This is a genomic window from Paenibacillus sp. PK3_47, from assembly GCF_023520895.1.
Lineage (GTDB): Bacteria > Bacillota > Bacilli > Paenibacillales > Paenibacillaceae > Paenibacillus_AQ.
The window spans coordinates 302,227-319,657 of the sequence record NZ_CP026029.1 but is presented as its reverse complement, the minus strand read 5'-3'; the positions used below and the strand labels follow the sequence as shown (position 1 = coordinate 319,657).

The 17,431-nt window shown below is 52.0% G+C and carries 17 protein-coding genes; 12 read left to right on the top strand and 5 right to left on the bottom strand.

What is annotated here, in order from left to right; genetic code table 11:
• Nucleotides 1-26 precede the first annotated feature (26 nt).
• The 3 genes from parE (at nt 27) to C2I18_RS01495 (ending at nt 5,584) form a co-directional block, all read left to right on the top strand.
• Entirely contained in the window at nt 27-2,009 is a 1,983-nt protein-coding gene (parE, locus tag C2I18_RS01505; RefSeq protein WP_249899532.1) for a DNA topoisomerase IV subunit B, read from the top strand.
• A gap of 518 nt (nt 2,010-2,527) precedes the next feature.
• Complete coding sequence (gene gyrA, locus C2I18_RS01500) at nt 2,528-4,969, top strand: DNA gyrase subunit A (protein WP_249899531.1); 2,442 nt, start codon at nt 2,528-2,530, stop codon at nt 4,967-4,969.
• Between the two features lie 177 nt (nt 4,970-5,146).
• A complete protein-coding gene (locus C2I18_RS01495; protein WP_249899530.1) occupies nt 5,147-5,584 on the top strand; it encodes a MarR family winged helix-turn-helix transcriptional regulator in 438 nt (145 codons plus the stop codon).
• Between the two features lie 58 nt (nt 5,585-5,642).
• Here the strand turns inward: C2I18_RS01495 and C2I18_RS01490 are convergent, their stop codons facing one another.
• The gene (locus C2I18_RS01490) at nt 5,643-6,389 is read right to left on the bottom strand and encodes an RluA family pseudouridine synthase (protein ID WP_249899529.1); all 747 of its coding nucleotides are present in this window, start codon (nt 6,387-6,389) and stop codon (nt 5,643-5,645) included.
• A 4-nt stretch (nt 6,390-6,393) separates the two neighbouring features.
• Nucleotides 6,394-7,257, bottom strand: coding sequence for a class I SAM-dependent methyltransferase (locus tag C2I18_RS01485; protein ID WP_249899528.1), 864 nt, complete (start codon nt 7,255-7,257; stop codon nt 6,394-6,396).
• A 174-nt stretch (nt 7,258-7,431) separates the two neighbouring features.
• Between C2I18_RS01485 and C2I18_RS01480 the strand changes: the two genes are divergently transcribed.
• From C2I18_RS01480 to C2I18_RS01465, 4 genes are all read left to right on the top strand, one after another.
• Nucleotides 7,432-8,313, top strand: a complete 882-nt coding sequence (locus tag C2I18_RS01480) for a helix-turn-helix domain-containing protein (RefSeq protein WP_249899527.1) — start codon at nt 7,432-7,434, stop codon at nt 8,311-8,313.
• A 100-nt stretch (nt 8,314-8,413) separates the two neighbouring features.
• Nucleotides 8,414-8,791 carry a VOC family protein gene (locus C2I18_RS01475; protein ID WP_249899526.1) on the top strand — a complete coding sequence of 126 codons (378 nt, stop codon included), beginning with the start codon at nt 8,414-8,416 and terminating at the stop codon, nt 8,789-8,791.
• A 166-nt stretch (nt 8,792-8,957) separates the two neighbouring features.
• Nucleotides 8,958-9,410, top strand: coding sequence for a flavodoxin (locus tag C2I18_RS01470; protein WP_249899525.1), 453 nt, complete (start codon nt 8,958-8,960; stop codon nt 9,408-9,410).
• An 11-nt stretch (nt 9,411-9,421) separates the two neighbouring features.
• The gene (locus tag C2I18_RS01465; protein ID WP_249899524.1) at nt 9,422-10,201 is read left to right on the top strand and encodes a hypothetical protein; all 780 of its coding nucleotides are present in this window, start codon (nt 9,422-9,424) and stop codon (nt 10,199-10,201) included.
• Nucleotides 10,202-10,260: 59 nt separating this feature from the next.
• On the opposite strand, the gene C2I18_RS01460 is transcribed toward C2I18_RS01465, so the two are convergent.
• Nucleotides 10,261-11,112 (bottom strand): GNAT family N-acetyltransferase, encoded by an 852-nt coding sequence (locus C2I18_RS01460; RefSeq protein WP_249899523.1) that lies wholly within the window; start codon nt 11,110-11,112, stop codon nt 10,261-10,263.
• A 70-nt stretch (nt 11,113-11,182) separates the two neighbouring features.
• Nucleotides 11,183-11,476, bottom strand: a complete 294-nt coding sequence (locus C2I18_RS01455) for a GNAT family N-acetyltransferase (protein WP_249899522.1) — start codon at nt 11,474-11,476, stop codon at nt 11,183-11,185.
• Between the two features lie 411 nt (nt 11,477-11,887).
• Between C2I18_RS01455 and C2I18_RS01450 the strand changes: the two genes are divergently transcribed.
• Both C2I18_RS01450 and C2I18_RS01445 read left to right on the top strand, forming a co-directional pair.
• On the top strand, nt 11,888-12,502 hold the full coding sequence (locus C2I18_RS01450; protein WP_249899521.1) for a 50S ribosomal protein L25: 615 nt from the start codon (nt 11,888-11,890) through the stop codon (nt 12,500-12,502).
• Between the two features lie 134 nt (nt 12,503-12,636).
• Complete coding sequence (locus C2I18_RS01445) at nt 12,637-13,521, top strand: SMP-30/gluconolactonase/LRE family protein (RefSeq protein ID WP_249899520.1); 885 nt, start codon at nt 12,637-12,639, stop codon at nt 13,519-13,521.
• Between the two features lie 247 nt (nt 13,522-13,768).
• On the opposite strand, the gene C2I18_RS01440 is transcribed toward C2I18_RS01445, so the two are convergent.
• Complete coding sequence (locus C2I18_RS01440) at nt 13,769-14,194, bottom strand: MarR family winged helix-turn-helix transcriptional regulator (RefSeq protein WP_249899519.1); 426 nt, start codon at nt 14,192-14,194, stop codon at nt 13,769-13,771.
• A 159-nt stretch (nt 14,195-14,353) separates the two neighbouring features.
• On the opposite strand from C2I18_RS01440, the gene C2I18_RS01435 reads away from it, so the two are divergent.
• The 3 genes from C2I18_RS01435 (at nt 14,354) to C2I18_RS01425 (ending at nt 17,293) form a co-directional block, all read left to right on the top strand.
• Entirely contained in the window at nt 14,354-15,808 is a 1,455-nt protein-coding gene (locus C2I18_RS01435; protein WP_249899518.1) for an MFS transporter, read from the top strand.
• A 72-nt stretch (nt 15,809-15,880) separates the two neighbouring features.
• A complete protein-coding gene (locus tag C2I18_RS01430) occupies nt 15,881-16,327 on the top strand; it encodes a carboxymuconolactone decarboxylase family protein (RefSeq protein WP_249899517.1) in 447 nt (148 codons plus the stop codon).
• 96 nt (nt 16,328-16,423) lie between these two features.
• Entirely contained in the window at nt 16,424-17,293 is an 870-nt protein-coding gene (locus tag C2I18_RS01425) for a sigma-70 family RNA polymerase sigma factor (protein WP_481857969.1), read from the top strand.
• Nucleotides 17,294-17,431: the final 138 nt, after the last annotated feature.

Genomic DNA, 17,431 nt, shown 5'->3' with positions numbered 1-17,431 from the left:
ATAGAGGTAAAGAAGGAGGAGCATGAATGCTCGAACAGATCGACATGTTTGCAAAAGTCTCCAAGAACGGCGATGACAGCCGGACTGGATACGATGCTGACGACATTCAGGTGCTCGAAGGTCTGGTTGCGGTACGCAAACGGCCCGGCATGTACATCGGCAGTACGAGTTCCTCGGGGCTGCACCATCTTGTATGGGAAATAGTGGATAACGCCGTAGATGAGCATTTAGCCAAGTTTTGCTCGAAGATTGACATTACATTACGTAAGGACGGTTCTGTTACCGTCATTGATAACGGGCGGGGGATCCCGACCGGAATGCATAAGACCGGAGTGCCGACACCGCAGGTTGTATTTACAATTCTGCATGCAGGCGGCAAGTTCGGCGGTTCAGGCTACAAAAAGTCCGGCGGTCTGCACGGCGTCGGCGCTTCTGTAACCAATGCGCTGTCCGAATGGCTGGAAGTGGAGATTTACCGTGAAGGCAAGGTTCACCGTCAGCGCTTCGAATATTGGGTAGACAAGCAGGGAAAAGAGCATGTCGGCGAGCCTGTTACCGGACTGGAAATTACGGGAAATACGAACAAAACCGGTACGAAGATCACCTTCAAGCCGGATATTCGCGTCTTTGCGAATGGCATTGCCCTGAACTATGATACTTTGGCGGAACGGGTGCAGGAAATTGCCTTCCTGAACTCCGGCCTGCGGATTAATCTCAGCGACGAGCGCAGCGGCCGTCAGGACGAATATTTCTACGAAGGCGGCGCCAGCCAGTTCGTGCAGTTCCTGAATGAAGGCAAGGATGTGCTGCATGATGTCGTTCATTTCAGTTCGGAAAAGGATGAGATTGAGGTGGAGGTGGCTCTGCAGTATAACGCCGGTTATACGGAGACGCTGGCTTCTTTCGTAAACTCCATCCCGACCCGCAGCGGCGGTACGCATGAGACGGGCTTCAAGACCGCTTATACGCGGGTGATGAATGAATACGCCCGCCGCACACAGCTGCTGAAGGAAAAGGACAAGAATCTGGAAGGCAATGACCTCCGTGAAGGCATGATGGCAGTCATCAGTGTCAAAATGGCTGAAGTGGAGTTTGTCGGGCAGACGAAGGATCAGCTGGGCAGCGCCTCTGCACGCAGTGCTGTTGATTACATTGTTGCCGAGAATATGGCCCGGTTCCTGGAAGAGAATCCTCAGGTGGCACAGAGCCTGCTGAAAAAATCGATTCAGGCCTCCAAGGCGAGAGAAGCAGCCCGCAAAGCGCGGGACGAGATCCGCAGCGGCAAAAAGCGCAGTGAGAGCTCTAACCTGGGCGGCAAGCTGTCGCCTGCGCAGTCCAAGGATGTTACCCGGACAGAGCTGTTCATTGTGGAAGGCGATTCCGCCGGCGGTTCTGCCAAGCAGGGCCGGGATTCCAAAATCCAGGCGATCCTCCCGCTTAAGGGCAAGCCGATGAATCCGGAGAAGGCCAAGCTGCTGGACATTCTCAAGAATGATGAGTACAAGGCGATTATCTCTACGATCGGAGCGGGAATCGGACCGGATTTCGCGGTTGAAGACAGCAATTATTCCAAAATTATTATTATGACCGATGCGGACACGGACGGGGCACATATTCAGGTACTGCTGCTGACCTTCTTCTACCGGTACATGAAGCCGCTGCTTGACGCCGGCAAAATCTATATCGCCCAGCCGCCGCTCTACAAGCTGACCCGTAAATCCGGTAAGCTGGAGACGGTGCGGTATGCCTGGAGCGATGAGGAGCTGCAGAATTACCTTAAGGAATTCGGCAAAAACTTTGAACTCCAGCGCTACAAGGGACTGGGCGAGATGAATCCCGAGCAGCTGTGGGAGACGACCATGAATCCGGATTCCCGGGCACTGCTGCAGGTGCAGATTGAAGATGCCGCCAAAGCGGAGCGACGCGTGTCGACGCTGATGGGCGATAAAGTCGATCCGCGCAAGCGCTGGATTGTCGAGAATGTTGATTTTACGGAAATCGTGGAGTAATAGATCATTGCGCTGCAGCCAACGCAGAGCATATGCTTATGAACATGCCGCACATTCGATGCGGCATGCGTTTTAACGGAAGTGACGATGACTTCCGGTTTCTAAAAGCTTGGTGATTAGAGGAGCAGAGGGGAAGTTTGGAACTGTAGGAGCGTAAGCGACCGCCTTTATTCTCGAATTTCAGCCCAGATAGATTGAACTTAAGACTTGAGTAAAAAAGGAGTGACGGAGGGGGATTTTGGAACTGTAGGAGCGATAGCGTTCGCCTTTGTCTGCGGATTTTTACCGTGAATAGCGGTTGAATCAGAAAATCTGCAGACAACAGCGACCGGAAGTCCAAATATTCACTGCAGTTGCGACTGGACTTTACTCAGAGACCTTAAGGTCATTCTATATAACAGCATTGGATTAAGAAATTAGAGAATAACAGCGGCCGGAAGTCCAAACATTCTCCGGAGTGACGAGGATATCACCACACTATTTTAAATTGGACAGATTGAGGAACAGAAGGTGAGCCAATGAGCAGTTTATCAGAACAATTTTCGCCGGCTTTTCTGGAAGAGGTCGTCGGTGACCGCTTTGGCCGGTATTCCAAATATATTATCCAGGACCGGGCGATTCCCGATGTCCGGGACGGCCTGAAGCCGGTGCAGCGCCGGATTCTGTACGCCATGTACGATTCGGGCAATACGCCGGACAAGCCGTACCGTAAGTCTGCCAAGACGGTCGGAGACGTAATGGGTAACTACCATCCGCACGGTGACTCCTCGATCTACGAAGGTATGGTGCGTATGGCCCAGCCATGGAAGATGGGCCATGTGCTGGTAGACGGGCACGGCAACTGGGGCTCGATGGACGATGATCCGGCGGCAGCCATGCGTTATACAGAAGCACGCCTGTCGCCGATTGCGATGGAAATGATGCGTGACATCGAAAAGCGCACCGTGCTGTTCAAGGACAATTTTGACAATACAGCGAAAGAGCCGGTGGTAGTGCCTTCGCGTTATCCCAATCTGCTGGTTAACGGTTCAAGCGGCATCTCGGCCGGGTTTGCCACGGAAATTCCGCCGCATAACCTGAGAGAGGTTATCGATGCCTGTATCGCGGTAATGCAGAAGCCGGATATTGCCCTGGAAGATATCATGACCTTTATCAAGGGCCCGGATTTCCCGACAGGCGGAACGATCATGGGCGGCGAAGGCATCATGGATGCTTACCGTACCGGCAAAGGGCGCATTTATCTTCGTTCCAAGACGGAGATTGAGAGCCTGCGCGGCGGCAAGCAGCAGATTGTCATCACGGAAGTGCCGTTCCAGATTGTAAAATCACGTCTGGTAACCGCGATGGAGAATATCCGTCTGGAGAAAAAGATCGACGGAATCGCAGAAGTCCGTGACGAGAGCGGCCGGGAAGGCCTGCGGATTGTCGTGGAGCTTAAAAAGGAAGCCGATGCCCAAGGCGTGCTGGCTTATCTGCTGAAGAAAACCGATCTGCAGGTTACCTATAACTTTAACATGGTAGCGATTGTGAACAAGGCTCCGCAGCAGCTTGGCCTCAAGGCCATTCTGGAAGCCTATATCGCGCATCAGCGTGAAGTGGTTACCCACCGCACCCGGTTTGATCTGGAAAGAGCCGAGGACCGTGCTCATGTTCTGGAAGGGCTGGTCAAGGCGCTTAATATTCTGGATGAGGTGATCGCAGCGATCAAAGCTTCGAAGAACCGCCAGGATGCCCAGAATAACCTCGTATGGATGTTCGGCTTCACCGAGCGGCAGGCAGATTCCATTCTTACCCTGCAGCTGTATCGTCTGACCAATCTGGAGATTCATTCGCTCCAGAAGGAGCTGGACGAGATGCAGGCCAGAATCAGAACACTGCGCGGCATTCTGGAGAGCGACAAAAAGCTGATTGGCGTCATCCGCAAGGAACTCCTGGAAATCCGCGACAAATACGGGATTGACCGCCGTTCACTGATTCAGAGTGAAGTGGAGGAGCTGAAGGTCAGCCTTGATGTGCTGGTCAATGCCGAAGATGTGCTTGTCGCAATGTCAGCAGACGGTTATATCAAGCGCACAGGCATGCCTTCCTTCACCCGTTCAGGCGGTGAACGGCATGCGTCAGGCGTCAAGGAAGGCGACCATATCGTCAGACTGATGGATCTGAATACAAGGGACAGCCTGCTGGTCTTTACGCGCAAGGGGCAGTACTTCCTGCTTCCGGTTCACCAGATTCCGGAGTTTAAGTGGAAGGAGCCGGGAACAGCCATTGTCAACGTTATCAGCCTGACCAAAGGCGACAGCGTCGTCAGTGTCCTTCCGGCAGGCAGCCTGGACGATCCGCAGACCAGTCTGGTTTTCGTAACCCGCAAGGGCCAGGTGAAGCGTACAGAGCTCAAGGAATACTCTACCAGCCGTTCAGGAGCTGTAGCGGCCTGCAAGGTTGGGGATGGGGATGAGATCCTTACAGTGGCGCTCAGCAGGAACGATAAGGATATTGTACTGGTGACGCGCGAAGGGATGAGCATCCGGTTCAAGGAGAATGAAGTCAATGCTATGGGCCGTGTAGCCAGCGGAGTCAAAGGGATTCAGCTGCGTGAAGGCGATGAAGTCGTCTCCTGCTTCTGGGTAAGCGAAGATGAAGGCGAGGTTCTGACGGTTTCCGATCTTGGATATGCCAAGCGCTCGCTGCTTGTGGATTACCCGTCACAGAGCCGCGGCGGAAAGGGAATGCCGACCTTTGAATTCAAGGAAGGCAAACGCGTGAAGCCGAACGGCAGCAGACTCGCCGGCGCCTTCCATTGCAAGGAGCCGCTGGAGCTGGTAGCTATTACCCGTGAGGGGACTTATCAGACCTTCACTTCAGAGTCGGCACCTATCGGTGAACGGCGCTCTACTGGCAAGCAGCTTGTTCCGGTGGAGAAAAAAGATGAGATTGTTTCGCTTTTCCCGGCAATCAAATAACCTGCACCCAAGCAGCAGCCATACCCATTTAACGGCGCTGCAGCCGCTCCCTGAACAGAGCCGGCTGCAGCGCCGTCTGCTTTTATTACTTTATTTTTTTGTTTTGCAGGAATTGGAAGTTATATCGCGAAAATGTAGATATACGGAAGAGCCCCGCATGGAAAGGAAGGAATCGTTGTGCACTCCTCTCAATTCAGTAAAATTTGGCATAAGATATTGAAGGAATATAAGTTACATATGGACAGCAAGCTTGCCCCAACCCTTACAGACGCCCAATTAACCGTACTGGAACTGCTTCAGGAGCGGGGAGCCATGAAACCTTCCGATCTGGCTCCGCACCTGGCTACCAGCCCGGCGGCAGTGACGATGCTGCTTGACCGGATGGAGAAGCACCAGCTGATTATGCGTGAACGTGATGCGGCAGACCGGCGTATTGTCTGGGTGAGCATTACCGATACAGGGCAGAGAGAGACTGAACGGGGACTTAAGATCCGAGCTGATTTTTTTGCTGAAGCGCTTGATCCGATTTCTGCACATAATCAACAGCTGCTGCTGTATTTAATGGGCAAGATGGCTGTCACTCCGGCACCTGCGGCCGAAGGTTCGGCCGGATAAATCAGGATGGGCCTAGGATAGGGTCCATCTCTATAATCAACCCAAAAAGCAGGCCCCGTTACCGGATGGCCTGCTTTTGTATATGCTGACTCCACAGATTCCAGGGATGGGCCTGCGGCGGCAGCGAAATCAGTTCTATTTCTTCTTTGGACACCGGATGCGGAAATCCGACCAGTGCTGACCAAAGGGCAATTTGCTGCCCGGGTTTACTTACCGAGGCTCCATACTTCTGATCCCCGTACAGCGGACAGCCGATTCCGTTCATTTGCACACGGATCTGGTGCGAACGGCCGGTCAGCAGATCGATCTTCAGCAGACTGTAGCCCTCTGCGCTGCCAAGCACCGTGTAATCTAGAATGGCCTCTTTACCGCCGGGGGTTCCTTTGCGCACAATGCTTACCGTATTGCTCTTGGCATCCTTAAGCAGTGTGTTAATCAGGCGGCCCTGTGAAGCCGGAGGCTTGCCGTGTACGACCGTCAAATAGACTTTATGAAAGCTGTGGGAGCGTACATTTTCCGACAGCCGCGAGGCGGCTTTCGACGTTTTGGCAAAAATCATCGCCCCGCCTACAGGCCGGTCCAGCCGGTGAACCAGTCCCATATACACGTTCCCCGGCTTGTTGAAGCGTACCTTTACATCCTCCTTGAGCAGGCTCAGCAGATCTGGGTCTCCTGTAGCATCCTCCTGTACCGGAATGTTCACGGGCTTCACGATACCAAGCAGGTGGTTGTCTTCGTAGAGCACCTCAAAGCGGGACGAGCCGCCGCTGTGCTCTCCGGCTGTACCGGTGATATGCGCAGTCATTGGCTTACGCCTCCCAGCGGCCCAGAATACCGCAAGGCAGGTTCATTCCCGAAGAAGTAATCGGCAGACCGATTTCACCGGAGGTCAGCTTGCCGCCGTAACGCTTGCCCATTGTCATGGAGAGCATATTGCGCAGTACAGTCGGTGAAATCCCTGTCGTATAGGAGTTGATAAGCATGAACAGAGGTTTGTCGCTCATAATCTGCATGCAGCTTTCCAGGAACGGATACAGGCTGGATTCGAGCTTCCACATTTCACCGCCCGGACCTCTGCCGTAGGATGGCGGATCCATAATGATGGCGTCGTATTTGCTGCCGCGGCGCTGCTCGCGCTGTACGAACTTGAATACATCATCAGTGATGAAGCGTACCGGACGTTCGCCAAGGCCGGAGAGCTGGATATTTTCCTTGGCCCACTGGACCATGCCCTTGGCTGCATCCACATGAACTACCGAAGCACCGGCACTTGCTGCTGCTACGGTTGCACCGCCGGTATAAGCGAAGAGATTCAGTACAGAGATCGGACGGTTCGCGCCTGCAATCTTGTCCATCATCCAGCTCCAGTTGGCCGCCTGTTCAGGAAATAATCCTGTATGCTTAAAGTTGGTCGGACGCAGGTGGAACTTCAGCTTGCCGTAGCTGATTTTCCAGTTGTCCGGTATCGTCTTTTTCATTTCCCATTGTCCGCCGCCCGAAGAGCTGCGGTGATAGTGACCGTGCACATCGCGCCACTGTGCCGTTTCATTCGTGAGCGGCCAGATAATCTGCGGATCCGGACGGCGCAGAATAATATCGCCCCAACGCTCCAGCTTTTCTCCGCCGCCGGTATCAATGACTTCGTAGTCTTTCCAATCGCCTGCTATATACATGATTGATCCATCCTTCAAAAAAATTCATTTAGCCTTTATTGTACAACATTTTCCCCGGACCCTACAAACAAAATGGTTGCAAAGCTGCGACTATTCTCATTATGCCCAATGTTGTGTATGATCAACTTACCCACGAACAGTGCGCAGACGCGCAGAAGGGAGGCAGGGCAGCCAGTGTACAACCTTTCAAAGCTGTACTATCCGCTTACAGCCAAGCCGGATGAAACCAGCGAATACTTGCCGGTCAAGGCGCTTCAGCCGTATATCCGCTGCTTTTGGGGCACTGCTGATATGCATACTTCTGACTGTGCCCATTTTCAAAACCCGGCAGCGGATATGTACCCGGACCCTACGCGGGCTGGTTCTCAAACCGGGCAGGAAATTATCATACCCGATAGCTGTATGGATATTATATGGGAGTGGGAGAACGGGGCGGAAGAGGCATCCGGAATCTTTTGCGGAATTAATGACGAGCCTTTTGTCTCCGGACAAGCGGGGCTGGGGCCACACACCTCGATGTTTGCGGTCCGCTTTTATTTCTGGAGCGTACATCTGTTTGCCGATGATCACCTCAGGGAGGTGCTGAATGCCCATGTCCATGTGGAACAGTATTTCGCGGCATTCTGCAGGGAGCTAAGCGGCAGATTGCCGCGGACCCGCTCCGTAGCTGAACGGATCTCTCTTGCCGAAGCTTATCTTTTGCACCGTTTGGAGAACAAGCGCCGCAGTCATGACGGGATGATGAATGCAGTATACGCTATGCTTAAGAATAAAGGTGCCGTTTCAGCAGGGGAGCTTGAGATCAGCTCGGGAGTCGGCAGCAGGCAGCTGGAACGGCTTTTTCGTGAAAATACAGGTGTCTCCCCCAAAAAAGCTGCCGATCTTATCCGGTTTCAGAATGTGTGGCGGGAAATGCTCTTCTCCTCACAACGGCCGGACTGCATTCAGGATATTGTGTTTGCTTACGGCTACAGCCATCAGTCCCATATGATCAACAATTTTAAGAAATACGCCGGAATGACACCGCGGGAAGCCTTGAAATATGCAGGCAGGTGAATGTCGTTTTTTTGCAATACAGCATACGGCATACAAGCTACACTATAGTTAAGCAAGCTGTAAGGCGTACAATATACAATGAGAATGAGAGGGATAATCCATGATTTTGTCATTTGACGGTATCAATTTGTACAGTAAAGATCCTGCTGCGCTTGCAGCTTTTTATGCGGACGTATTGGGCATTCCCGTACCCTTTGAGGGATTCGGTGATTCCGATGGGGCCAAAATTGCTTTCGAGCGCAACCAGCCCGGCCTCATTATCTGGAATGAGAACAAGTGGGGCAAGCATACGACGGGAGTTGTCAATCTGGTGTTCTCCTGCAGCAGCCTGGATGATACTTACGAAGAACTTGCGGCCAAGGGACTGGACTGCCAGCCGCCGGTAACGATGGAGTATGGAGGGAAGGAAATGAACTTCCGCGATCCGGACGGCAATGGGATTACGCTGCTTGAAGGCGGGTATCTGGAAGAAGCTTAAGAGGCTGGCAGAATGGAATAGGAAAAAAGAAAGCGAGCTGCAGCCTGTTATCCGGGCCGGGCTCGTTTTTTGTTGTAATTGTTGACAATGATAATCATTATCAAATAGAATGAGGTTAGCAAACGATGGTTAAATCAAATGTTTACCCTGGGGAGGAACGAAAATCATGGCTAAGGTGCTTGTGGCATATGCCAGCTTGACCGGAAATACGGAAGAAATGGCTGAGCTGATTGCGGAAGGAATCACCCAGGCGGGCGGCGAGGCTGTGCTGAAATCGGTGACCGACTGTAATGCGGAAGAGATAAACAATTATGAAGGCGTTCTGATTGGCGTTTATACATGGGGAGACGGCGAGCTGCCGGATGAATTCCTCGATTTCTATGAAGAGATGGATGAACTTGATCTCAGCACCTTCAAGGCGGCAGCCTTCGGAAGCGGTGATACCGGATATTCGATCTACTGCGGAGCGGTGGATCAAATTGAAGAGAAGCTGAAGGAACGCGGAGCCGAAATTGTGCAGGAGAGCCTGAAGATTGAGTACGGACCGAACGCCGAGGAAAAGGAAGCCTGCAGAAACTTCGGACGCCAATTTATCGCAACCTGCGCGGCGGTCTCTTAAGGATGGGCCGCGTGGCAGAGGGCTGGACGGCGTCCAGTCTTGCAGAACAGCACATGCGGGGCCGGAGATACAGCCGGCTTGATGATTTCCGGGTGGAGCATATCCTGCTGGGCGGGACTCAGGATCTGGACGGAGGAACTGCGGTTACCGGGCTTCCGCGCTGGAGGCAGCAGGTCCAATATGCCGTGGGCCATACACTGAATGATTATTACAGCCTGCAGCCGGAAGTACGCCGGGAGACACCGGTTCAATTTCTGATGGAGCGGCGCTGGCCGCCCAAAGGAACCGCCTTTTCTTCGCTGCTGCATTACTGGGATGTCAAGACCAGGGTTGCGGATGAGCTGATGCGGATTGCGTCGGTGAATCATTTAGAGGATATTCCCATAAAGCTGTACGAACAGTGGCATGTTCCGGTGCCTGAGCTTTCCCTTGAGCTGGCGATGATTTTCCAGCTGGCCTGGGGCTCCAAGGCTGAGGGACGCTGTCTGAACATTCAGAAATTTATGGTAAGCAGCCACGAAGATGTGGTTACCGCTTTTTTGCATATGTCCAATGTGTTCTGCCATTACGCGTACGGGGAACCGGCAGAACGCATAGAAATCTATTCGCTGCTGGATGGCCGCAGACATCTTTTCGATGGAACCTGTGTATCCCTTGCTGAATCCGTCGATTACGTGCGCCTTCTGGCTGTATTTCTGAAAAAGAATGAATCGCCGGAGCTGGCGGTGCGCTTCGGAAACCGCAAAAATGAGCGCACGGAGCTGGCTTCCGGCGGAAGTATGCTGATGTAACTATGAAAAAGCCCCTTTCTCATCAGAGAAGGGGCTTTGCTGCACCTTAAGCCGGGTGATCAGCCTGTATAACGGTAGTAATTCTGCTGGTTAAGAATGACGAATCCGCAGCTTTCGTACAGCCTGAGCGCATTCGGATTATCAAGGGCAACCTCCAGATTAATTCCATTGTGATTCTGCCGCTCGCGTTCGATTGTCTGCTGCAGCGCACTGCGGCCAATGCCCAGCCCTCGAAGCTTTTTATCTATTGTGAAACCGAAAATCCATGTCTCGTTATCCTCAGTAGCCAGCCGCATCTTGCCGGCCGGCTGCCCGTCGAGTTCAATCAGGATATGCTCCTGCTGACCTTCCTGCCTATACATTTCGAACATCTCGGCGGCATCCTCCTCCGAAATATCGAATCCCGCGCTGTCCAGCTGAATCAGAAGCGGCACTTCATCCTCCCGTGCAGGCCGAAGGGTTACGTTTCCTGCGGCTGAACTGGCATCTGCGGTTCCTGACGGGACGGCATGGCCACCCCATTTCATCTGGTATTCAGCATGGTCGAAGACCAGCGGAAGGGTATTCAGGAAAGCCAAACCTGAAGCGGAGGCAGCCGGGGCATTAAGCAGCAGAGATTTTACCTCTTTGCGCTTGATAATGCCCTGCGCCTGCTCCCACAGCGAGGTGAAAATTCCGCGGCGGCGGTAACCGGGGCGGACCATTCCGCAGATTTCCATTTCGCTCCCGAAGCCGTACAGGCCGATAAATCCGACCAGGAGATCCCCTTCCCAGGTGGCAAGCCACTCGGTACCGCCATTTGTTGAAGCCAGGCGCAGCATGTCCCAGTTCAGCTTCAGATTAATCCCTTCGTATTGTTCGCAGCGCCGCTGCAGCTCCTCGATCTGATTCAATGTGTCCGCTATATTCAAGCCCGTTTCCCCCTACAATTATGGTGAATAATCCATGTTACAACCTCAGGAAACGGGATAAGCCCTGGTTCTAGGACTGTTCTCCGTCCCTGCTCAGTACGTCCGCATACTCCTCATGCTTTTTAAATTGATGTGCAGCATAGGTGCATACCGGCACTATCTTTACATTTTCTTTGCGGGCTTTGTCTACAACCGCCCGTACAAGCTTTTCACCCGCGCCCTGGCCGCGCAGCTCTTCGGATACAAAGGTATGATCGATAATCAGATTACCTGTTGCCTCATCCGGTGCGTATGTAATTTCGGCCAGGTCCTTGCCGTCACCTGCAATAAAAAAGCGTCCTTCTTCGTTTTGAATTTGTTCCATGTATCCTCACTCCTGACTGTTATAGTGACTTTATTTTACTACCCCAAACTGGAAAAAGCGAACTGCCGGTTTAACGGGGGTTTTAGCTGCTGCAATTTAATATATGTATTTTTATTGAAATATTGGCTATTTTGACTTGACATTATGCCAGTGCTATACTGATTCCACAGCAGGCAAATATGGTTAATAAGAGACTGATTAGACATTATACATCTAGTTAGTCTTTTTTTAATACTTAAGTCAGTTTGTAAGAAGTCTAATCCTTGCAGCTACTCTGACTTACGAAACCAGTCTGTACGCAGTAACCCTATGCAGCCAAGCTGACAAAACTTAAGCAAAGGCTTACGAAGCCAGTTTTGTACGCAGTACCCCAATGCAGCCAAGCTGACAAAACTTTTAGGAGGAATTATCATGAATACCACAGTACGTTTGACTGAAAGATCGGGATCGACCTCTTCACAGCGGAGCAAAGGCTTTGTACCGGTTGTCGTCTACGGTGCAGGTTCAGATACCCAGTCCTTTTCAGCGGATGCAAAGACACTTAATGAAATTCTGAACAAAAATCCGCGTGCCATTTTGAAGGTGGACTTTCCGGGTTCGGGCTCCAAAAATGTAGTGATCCAGGAAATCCAGCGTCAACCGCTGTCACGCAAGCTGCTGCATGTTGATTTGCAGCAAATTGACATGAAGGCCGAGCTGGACACCAAAGTAGCTTTCAACTTCACCGGCGAACCTGCCGGCGTAAAGAGCGGGGGCATTCAGCAGGTAGAGCTGTACGAGCTGGATATCCGCACATTGCCGGACAAGCTCACTGCTACTTTTGACGTAGACATCAGCGGCCTCGAAATCGGGGATCAGCTGCTTGTATCCGATCTGCCGAAGAATGAGGACTGGGAAGTGCTGACGCCTGAAGACACACTGATCGTGCGTATTGCACCTCCGGTAGTGCTTGAGGAGCCGGCGGACAGCGAAGCAGCCGAACCTGCAGCAGAAGAAGCTGCGGAAGAAGGCAAGACAGAAGAATAATAGTGCAGATTACAGCAAGCTCATGATAACAGGGAGCAGGCAATTCCTTTATGGAGCTGCCTGCTCCTTTTTGCATCAGCCGTGAGAACCGGTGTGTATCTTTTATTCGGGAATATGAACAGGAGGATATCCAAGTGAACGGACAAGCTGAACTGGTTATGGATGCGCAGGCAATTATCGGTGAGGGTCCCCATTGGGATCATGCGCAGGGCAGATTATATTGGGTCGATATTGAAAGTAAAGAAATGCGTGTATATGATGCTATAACCCGGACCGAGCAGATTCATACCTTTGAGCAAAGAGTCAGTGCGGTTGTACCGGCTGCAGAAGGAGGCTGGATTCTGGCCCTGCAGGACGGGATCTATAGCTTCAAGGAGCATCAGCAGCCGGAGTTAATCTACACAGTGGAAGCTGATCTGCCAGGCAACCGGCTGAACGACGCCAAGTGCGACAGCGCAGGGCGGTTATGGTTCGGCACAATGAGTATGGATGGCACACCGCAGGCAGGCAGCCTGTACGTGATGGAGACTAACGGAAAAGTACGGCGGGTCTTTACGGATATCGGCACTTCTAACGGGCTGGCCTGGGATGACAGCCGCGGGCTCATGTATTATATCGATACGGCAACCGGGGGGGTGGATGTCATGAATTATGATAGGCACACCGGTGAGGTCAGCGGAAGAAAACAAGTTTGTAAGCTGCAGGAGGGAGCAGGGTTCCCGGACGGGATGACGATTGACAGTGAAGGGATGATCTGGGTGGCCCACTGGGGCGGAGCCTGCGTCTCACGCTGGAATCCTCTCACAGGAGAGCAGATCGGGGTGATTGAGGTTCCTGCGATGAATGTTACATCCTGCGCTTTTGGCGGTGAACATCTCGATGAACTATATATTACTACGGCACGCAACGGCATGAACGCCGAACAATTGGAACGCTGGCCGCTGACCGGGGGACTGTTCAAAGCCAAGCTGGATGTGAAGGGTGTTCCGGCTGATGTGTTTGGCGGAAAAGGAGTATAGGCATTATATGAATTCCTATAAGCGGATGATCAACAGAACGGCTGATATATAGCTTAAAGGCCGACCCCTACCGAAGGGAGCCGGCCTTTGCCGTACCTTGAGGTAATCCTTAACCATAAGGGGCTGTACTGATGTCGGTTTTGATACCCCTGATTTTTAGGATTGGGCAAAACAAATCTTTCATTTCCCGGGGATCAGTCTGTGGCAATTAAATTTATGACAAGGAGGGGGGCCGCACTGTAAAGAATCACAGGTTACCGGTATTTTTGGCGACCTTTTGGAGCAAATTAACGAGCAGGTCTGCTTCCTCAACGGACAGGCTGGCGGCAAGTTTGTTGTTGAGTTCATCCAGAATGGATTGGAATACAGGAGCGAACTCAATGGCTTTCGGAGTCGGATAGAGGAGGGAAGAACGCCGGTCCTTCGGATCGGTCTGCCGTTCAATATAACCCAGATTTTCAAGGTGCTTAACGGCCCGGGCAGTTGTGGCCTTGTCGAACTTCAATTCATTTGTCATCTGATCCTGGGTAATTCCCGGCTGGCCGATAACCAGCTTGAGAAAGCTGTGCTGTCCGCCGCCCCCGATGCCGTAAGGCAGCAGTTCTTTGGATAAATATTTCTGATTTTGGCGCTGCAGCTGGGAGATCAGTTTTCCGATAGGTTCTTTTTTCACGGTGGACACCTCTTTGACGTACTTTCTGGCATGCTGTTCATGCCTATTCTGAATACTACAATAAAGTTGTTGCGTGCGCAACTAATCTGCAGTACACTGGGGAAGACAGTTGGTTGCGGATGCAACTATATCTGAACATGGAACCAAGAGGGTGTAATCATGAGTTCGATCGGCGCAACTTATCAGGAAGACGCTGCCATCCAGAAGAAACGCTGGACCATCCTGATCGTTTTGAATCTGTTCACGTTTATGTCAACACTCGATGGCAGCATCGTTAATATTGCTCTGCCGGTGCTGGTGAAACAGCTGAATCTTCCGGTAGCACAGGTAGAATGGGTAACAACAGGATATCTGATGGCAATCTGTTCAGTGATTCTGTTTTTCGGGAAGCTGGGGGATATTGCCGGTAAAATCCGGATTTTTAAAATGGGCACAGTGGTTTTTATTATCGGCTCGCTGCTGTGCGGACTCAGTACTACGCTGCCGTTTCTTATTGTGTCGCGTGTAATCCAAGCAGTAGGCGCATCTATGACAATGGCCAACAGCCAAGGGATTGTTACGGACATATTCCCGGCAACTGAGCGGGGGAAAGCACTCGGGTTAATCGGTACGTTCGTCTCGCTCGGCAGCATTGCCGGGCCCAGTCTGGGCGGAATTATTGTTTCGACACTGGGCTGGGAGTATATTTTCTGGGTTAACGTTCCTATTGGATTGATTGCGATTGTGCTCGGATGGAAGGTTCTGCCGAAAGACCTGGTAAGAGTAAAATCCGGAATTGATATCCCGGGCAGCATGCTGTTCGCGGTTTTTATTATCACACTCTTTGCCGGTCTGCTGCTTGGCCAGCAGCTAGGATACGGGGATCCACGGATTATCTCGGCAATTATTGCTGCAGCCGCTGCATTCATTGCTTTTCTGATCGTGGAAATGCGCCGTTCACAGCCGCTGCTGCAGCTGTCATTGTTCAAGAATCCGTTATTCTCGCTTAGTATTCTTTGTGCGTTTCTGGTCTTTGTGGCCAATTTCTGCTTCAACATTATTGCCCCGTTTTATGCGCAGAACATGCTGAACCTGTCGCCGTTTTATGCAGGATTTCTGCTGATGCTCTTTCCGATATCCATGGTCATCGTGGCTCCGCTCAGCGGCGCTTTATCCGACAAAATCGGTTCGGAATCACTTACCTTTTCCGGATTGATGGTTATGGTGGTCGCCCAGTTTGGACTGGCCCGTCTTCATGAAGGCAGCTCCGTCATTCTTGTCGGCCTCTGGATTGCCATGCTCGGGATCGGCAGCGGTCTGTTCCAGTCGCCCAATAACTCGCTGATTATGTCCAAAGTGCCGCGGACGCAGCTGGGATCGGCAGGCAGTGTAAATTCACTGGTCCGCAATGTGGGGATGGTTGTAGGAATTACAATCGCGACATCCATTCTGTTCAATGTAATGAGCAGAGAAGCAGGACACCGGGTTACTGACCTGGTTCCGGGACGTCCCGATATTTTTCTCGCCGGCATGCATGTTGTCTTCATGACCTCTTCGGCGATATGCCTGGTGTCGGCGCTGCTGACGGGATGGCGGCTGATACACTCGCGAAAAGTACGGAAAGCCGGAGCATAAACATAAATCTTGTCACAAAAATAAGCATTCATTTGTCTTCAGTAATGAATACATTTATTGGAGGCGAATGGAATGAGCTTAAGATTCAATTACAGAAAAGTGAATGCGCCGGCATTCCGGGCCATGATGGCACTGGAGCAGCATAATGCCGGCCGGACGAGCGATAAGGTGCTTACAGAGCTTGTTAAAATACGTGTGTCACAGCTGAATGGCTGTGCCTTCTGCCTGGATATGCACGCCAAGGATCTGCTGAAGCTGGGAGACTATCAGGATAAGCTGCTGCTTCTCTGTGTATGGCGGGAGGCGCCAATCTTTAAGGCCAAAGAGAGAGCGCTGCTGGAGCTTGCCGAGACGGTGACAGAGATCAGCAAAGCAGGTGTACCGCAGGCAGTTTACGATAAGGTACGCGAACATTTCAGTGAAGAGGAATTTGTGGACTGGATTATGAATATCAATACCATCAACAGCTGGAACCGGATTGCAATTTCCACAGGAATGTATCCGGGAGCAGACCTCTAGGTCAAAAGCAGAGTTGCCGGAATGAGGGGTTATGAACCAGTGAAATCTCAAAAAAATGAAGTGTCAGACCTATTCTCTGTACAGGAACAGCCCGGGATGGAGGATTTATATCTCTGCTATAAAGGATATGCATTCTCTATCGCCTACCGGATGCTTGGCAGCGTGGCTGACGCGGAGGACGCTGTGCAGGATTGTTTTGCGGAGCTGCAGAGGCGTGACCGGAGCGGGATTGTAAACATGAAGGCGTATCTGGCAAAAGGTATTACTAACCGCTGCCTCAATCTGCTCCATTCTGCACGCAGTCTCAGAGAGACATATATCGGGGAATGGCTGCCGGAACCTGTAAGCGGACCTTTGGACGGTCCGGAAGAGGCTGCAGAACGCAAGGAAAGCCTGTCCTATGCCTTTCTGGTCATGCTCGAGCGGCTGTCTCCGACGGAGCGCGCTGTTTTTATCCTCCGGGAAGCCTTTCAATATGATTACGGGGCGATTGCAGAAATGCTGGACAGATCTGAGGGAAGCTGCCGCCAGCTGTTCAGCCGGGCCAGGCGGAGGCTGCAGACCGAATCATCGGGCCAGGGATTTGATAGGGATCAGGAGTCCTCCCGTGAGCGTCTGCTGGACCGCTTCACTGCTGCATTTGCCGCTTATGATGTAAGCGGCCTGCTGCAGCTTTTAGCCGAACATCCTGTGCTCATCGCAGATGGTGGAGGGGAGAATGTCCATACGATCCTTAGACCAATGGCTGGCCGTAAAGGAGTAGCGGCACTCTTGACCTCTCGCCGGGTGCTGAGACAGCTGCATCAGTGGAGGACGGAGGCCGGTATAATCAATGGGGAGCTTCAAATCCTGTTCAAAGACCTGGAAGAAGTCAAAGCCGTGCTGTGCCTGAACCTGAATAAAGGCGGAAAAGAGATCCAAAATCTTTATCTGGTCATGGACCCCGGTAAGCTGGGGCATGTGTGATGCAAAATGAACCTATTTAAAAAGCCGGCCTCCTGCTGTCAGGAGGTCGGCTTTTTTGATGCCGGGTTCTTTAACAAAACCATAGTTATCCGTCCATACACCGGCAGGGCATAGTGCATATGATGGGTTTGTAAGTTG

What these genes read in the sequence shown, in the direction of transcription:
- C2I18_RS01450 (WP_249899521.1), top strand. Translation starts at nt 11,888, where the DNA reads ATGAATACCACAGTACGTTTGACTGAAAGATCGGGATCGACCTCTTCA.
- C2I18_RS01485 (WP_249899528.1), bottom strand. Translation starts at nt 7,257, where the DNA reads ATGTATATAGCAGGCGATTGGAAAGACTACGAAGTCATTGATACCGGC.
- C2I18_RS01470 (WP_249899525.1), top strand. Translation starts at nt 8,958, where the DNA reads ATGGCTAAGGTGCTTGTGGCATATGCCAGCTTGACCGGAAATACGGAA.
- gyrA (WP_249899531.1), top strand. Translation starts at nt 2,528, where the DNA reads ATGAGCAGTTTATCAGAACAATTTTCGCCGGCTTTTCTGGAAGAGGTC.
- C2I18_RS01475 (WP_249899526.1), top strand. Translation starts at nt 8,414, where the DNA reads ATGATTTTGTCATTTGACGGTATCAATTTGTACAGTAAAGATCCTGCT.
- C2I18_RS01455 (WP_249899522.1), bottom strand. Translation starts at nt 11,476, where the DNA reads ATGGAACAAATTCAAAACGAAGAAGGACGCTTTTTTATTGCAGGTGAC.
- C2I18_RS01425 (WP_481857969.1), top strand. Translation starts at nt 16,424, where the DNA reads ATGGAGGATTTATATCTCTGCTATAAAGGATATGCATTCTCTATCGCC.
- C2I18_RS01490 (WP_249899529.1), bottom strand. Translation starts at nt 6,389, where the DNA reads ATGACTGCGCATATCACCGGTACAGCCGGAGAGCACAGCGGCGGCTCG.
- C2I18_RS01435 (WP_249899518.1), top strand. Translation starts at nt 14,354, where the DNA reads ATGAGTTCGATCGGCGCAACTTATCAGGAAGACGCTGCCATCCAGAAG.
- C2I18_RS01430 (WP_249899517.1), top strand. Translation starts at nt 15,881, where the DNA reads ATGAGCTTAAGATTCAATTACAGAAAAGTGAATGCGCCGGCATTCCGG.
- parE (WP_249899532.1), top strand. Translation starts at nt 27, where the DNA reads ATGCTCGAACAGATCGACATGTTTGCAAAAGTCTCCAAGAACGGCGAT.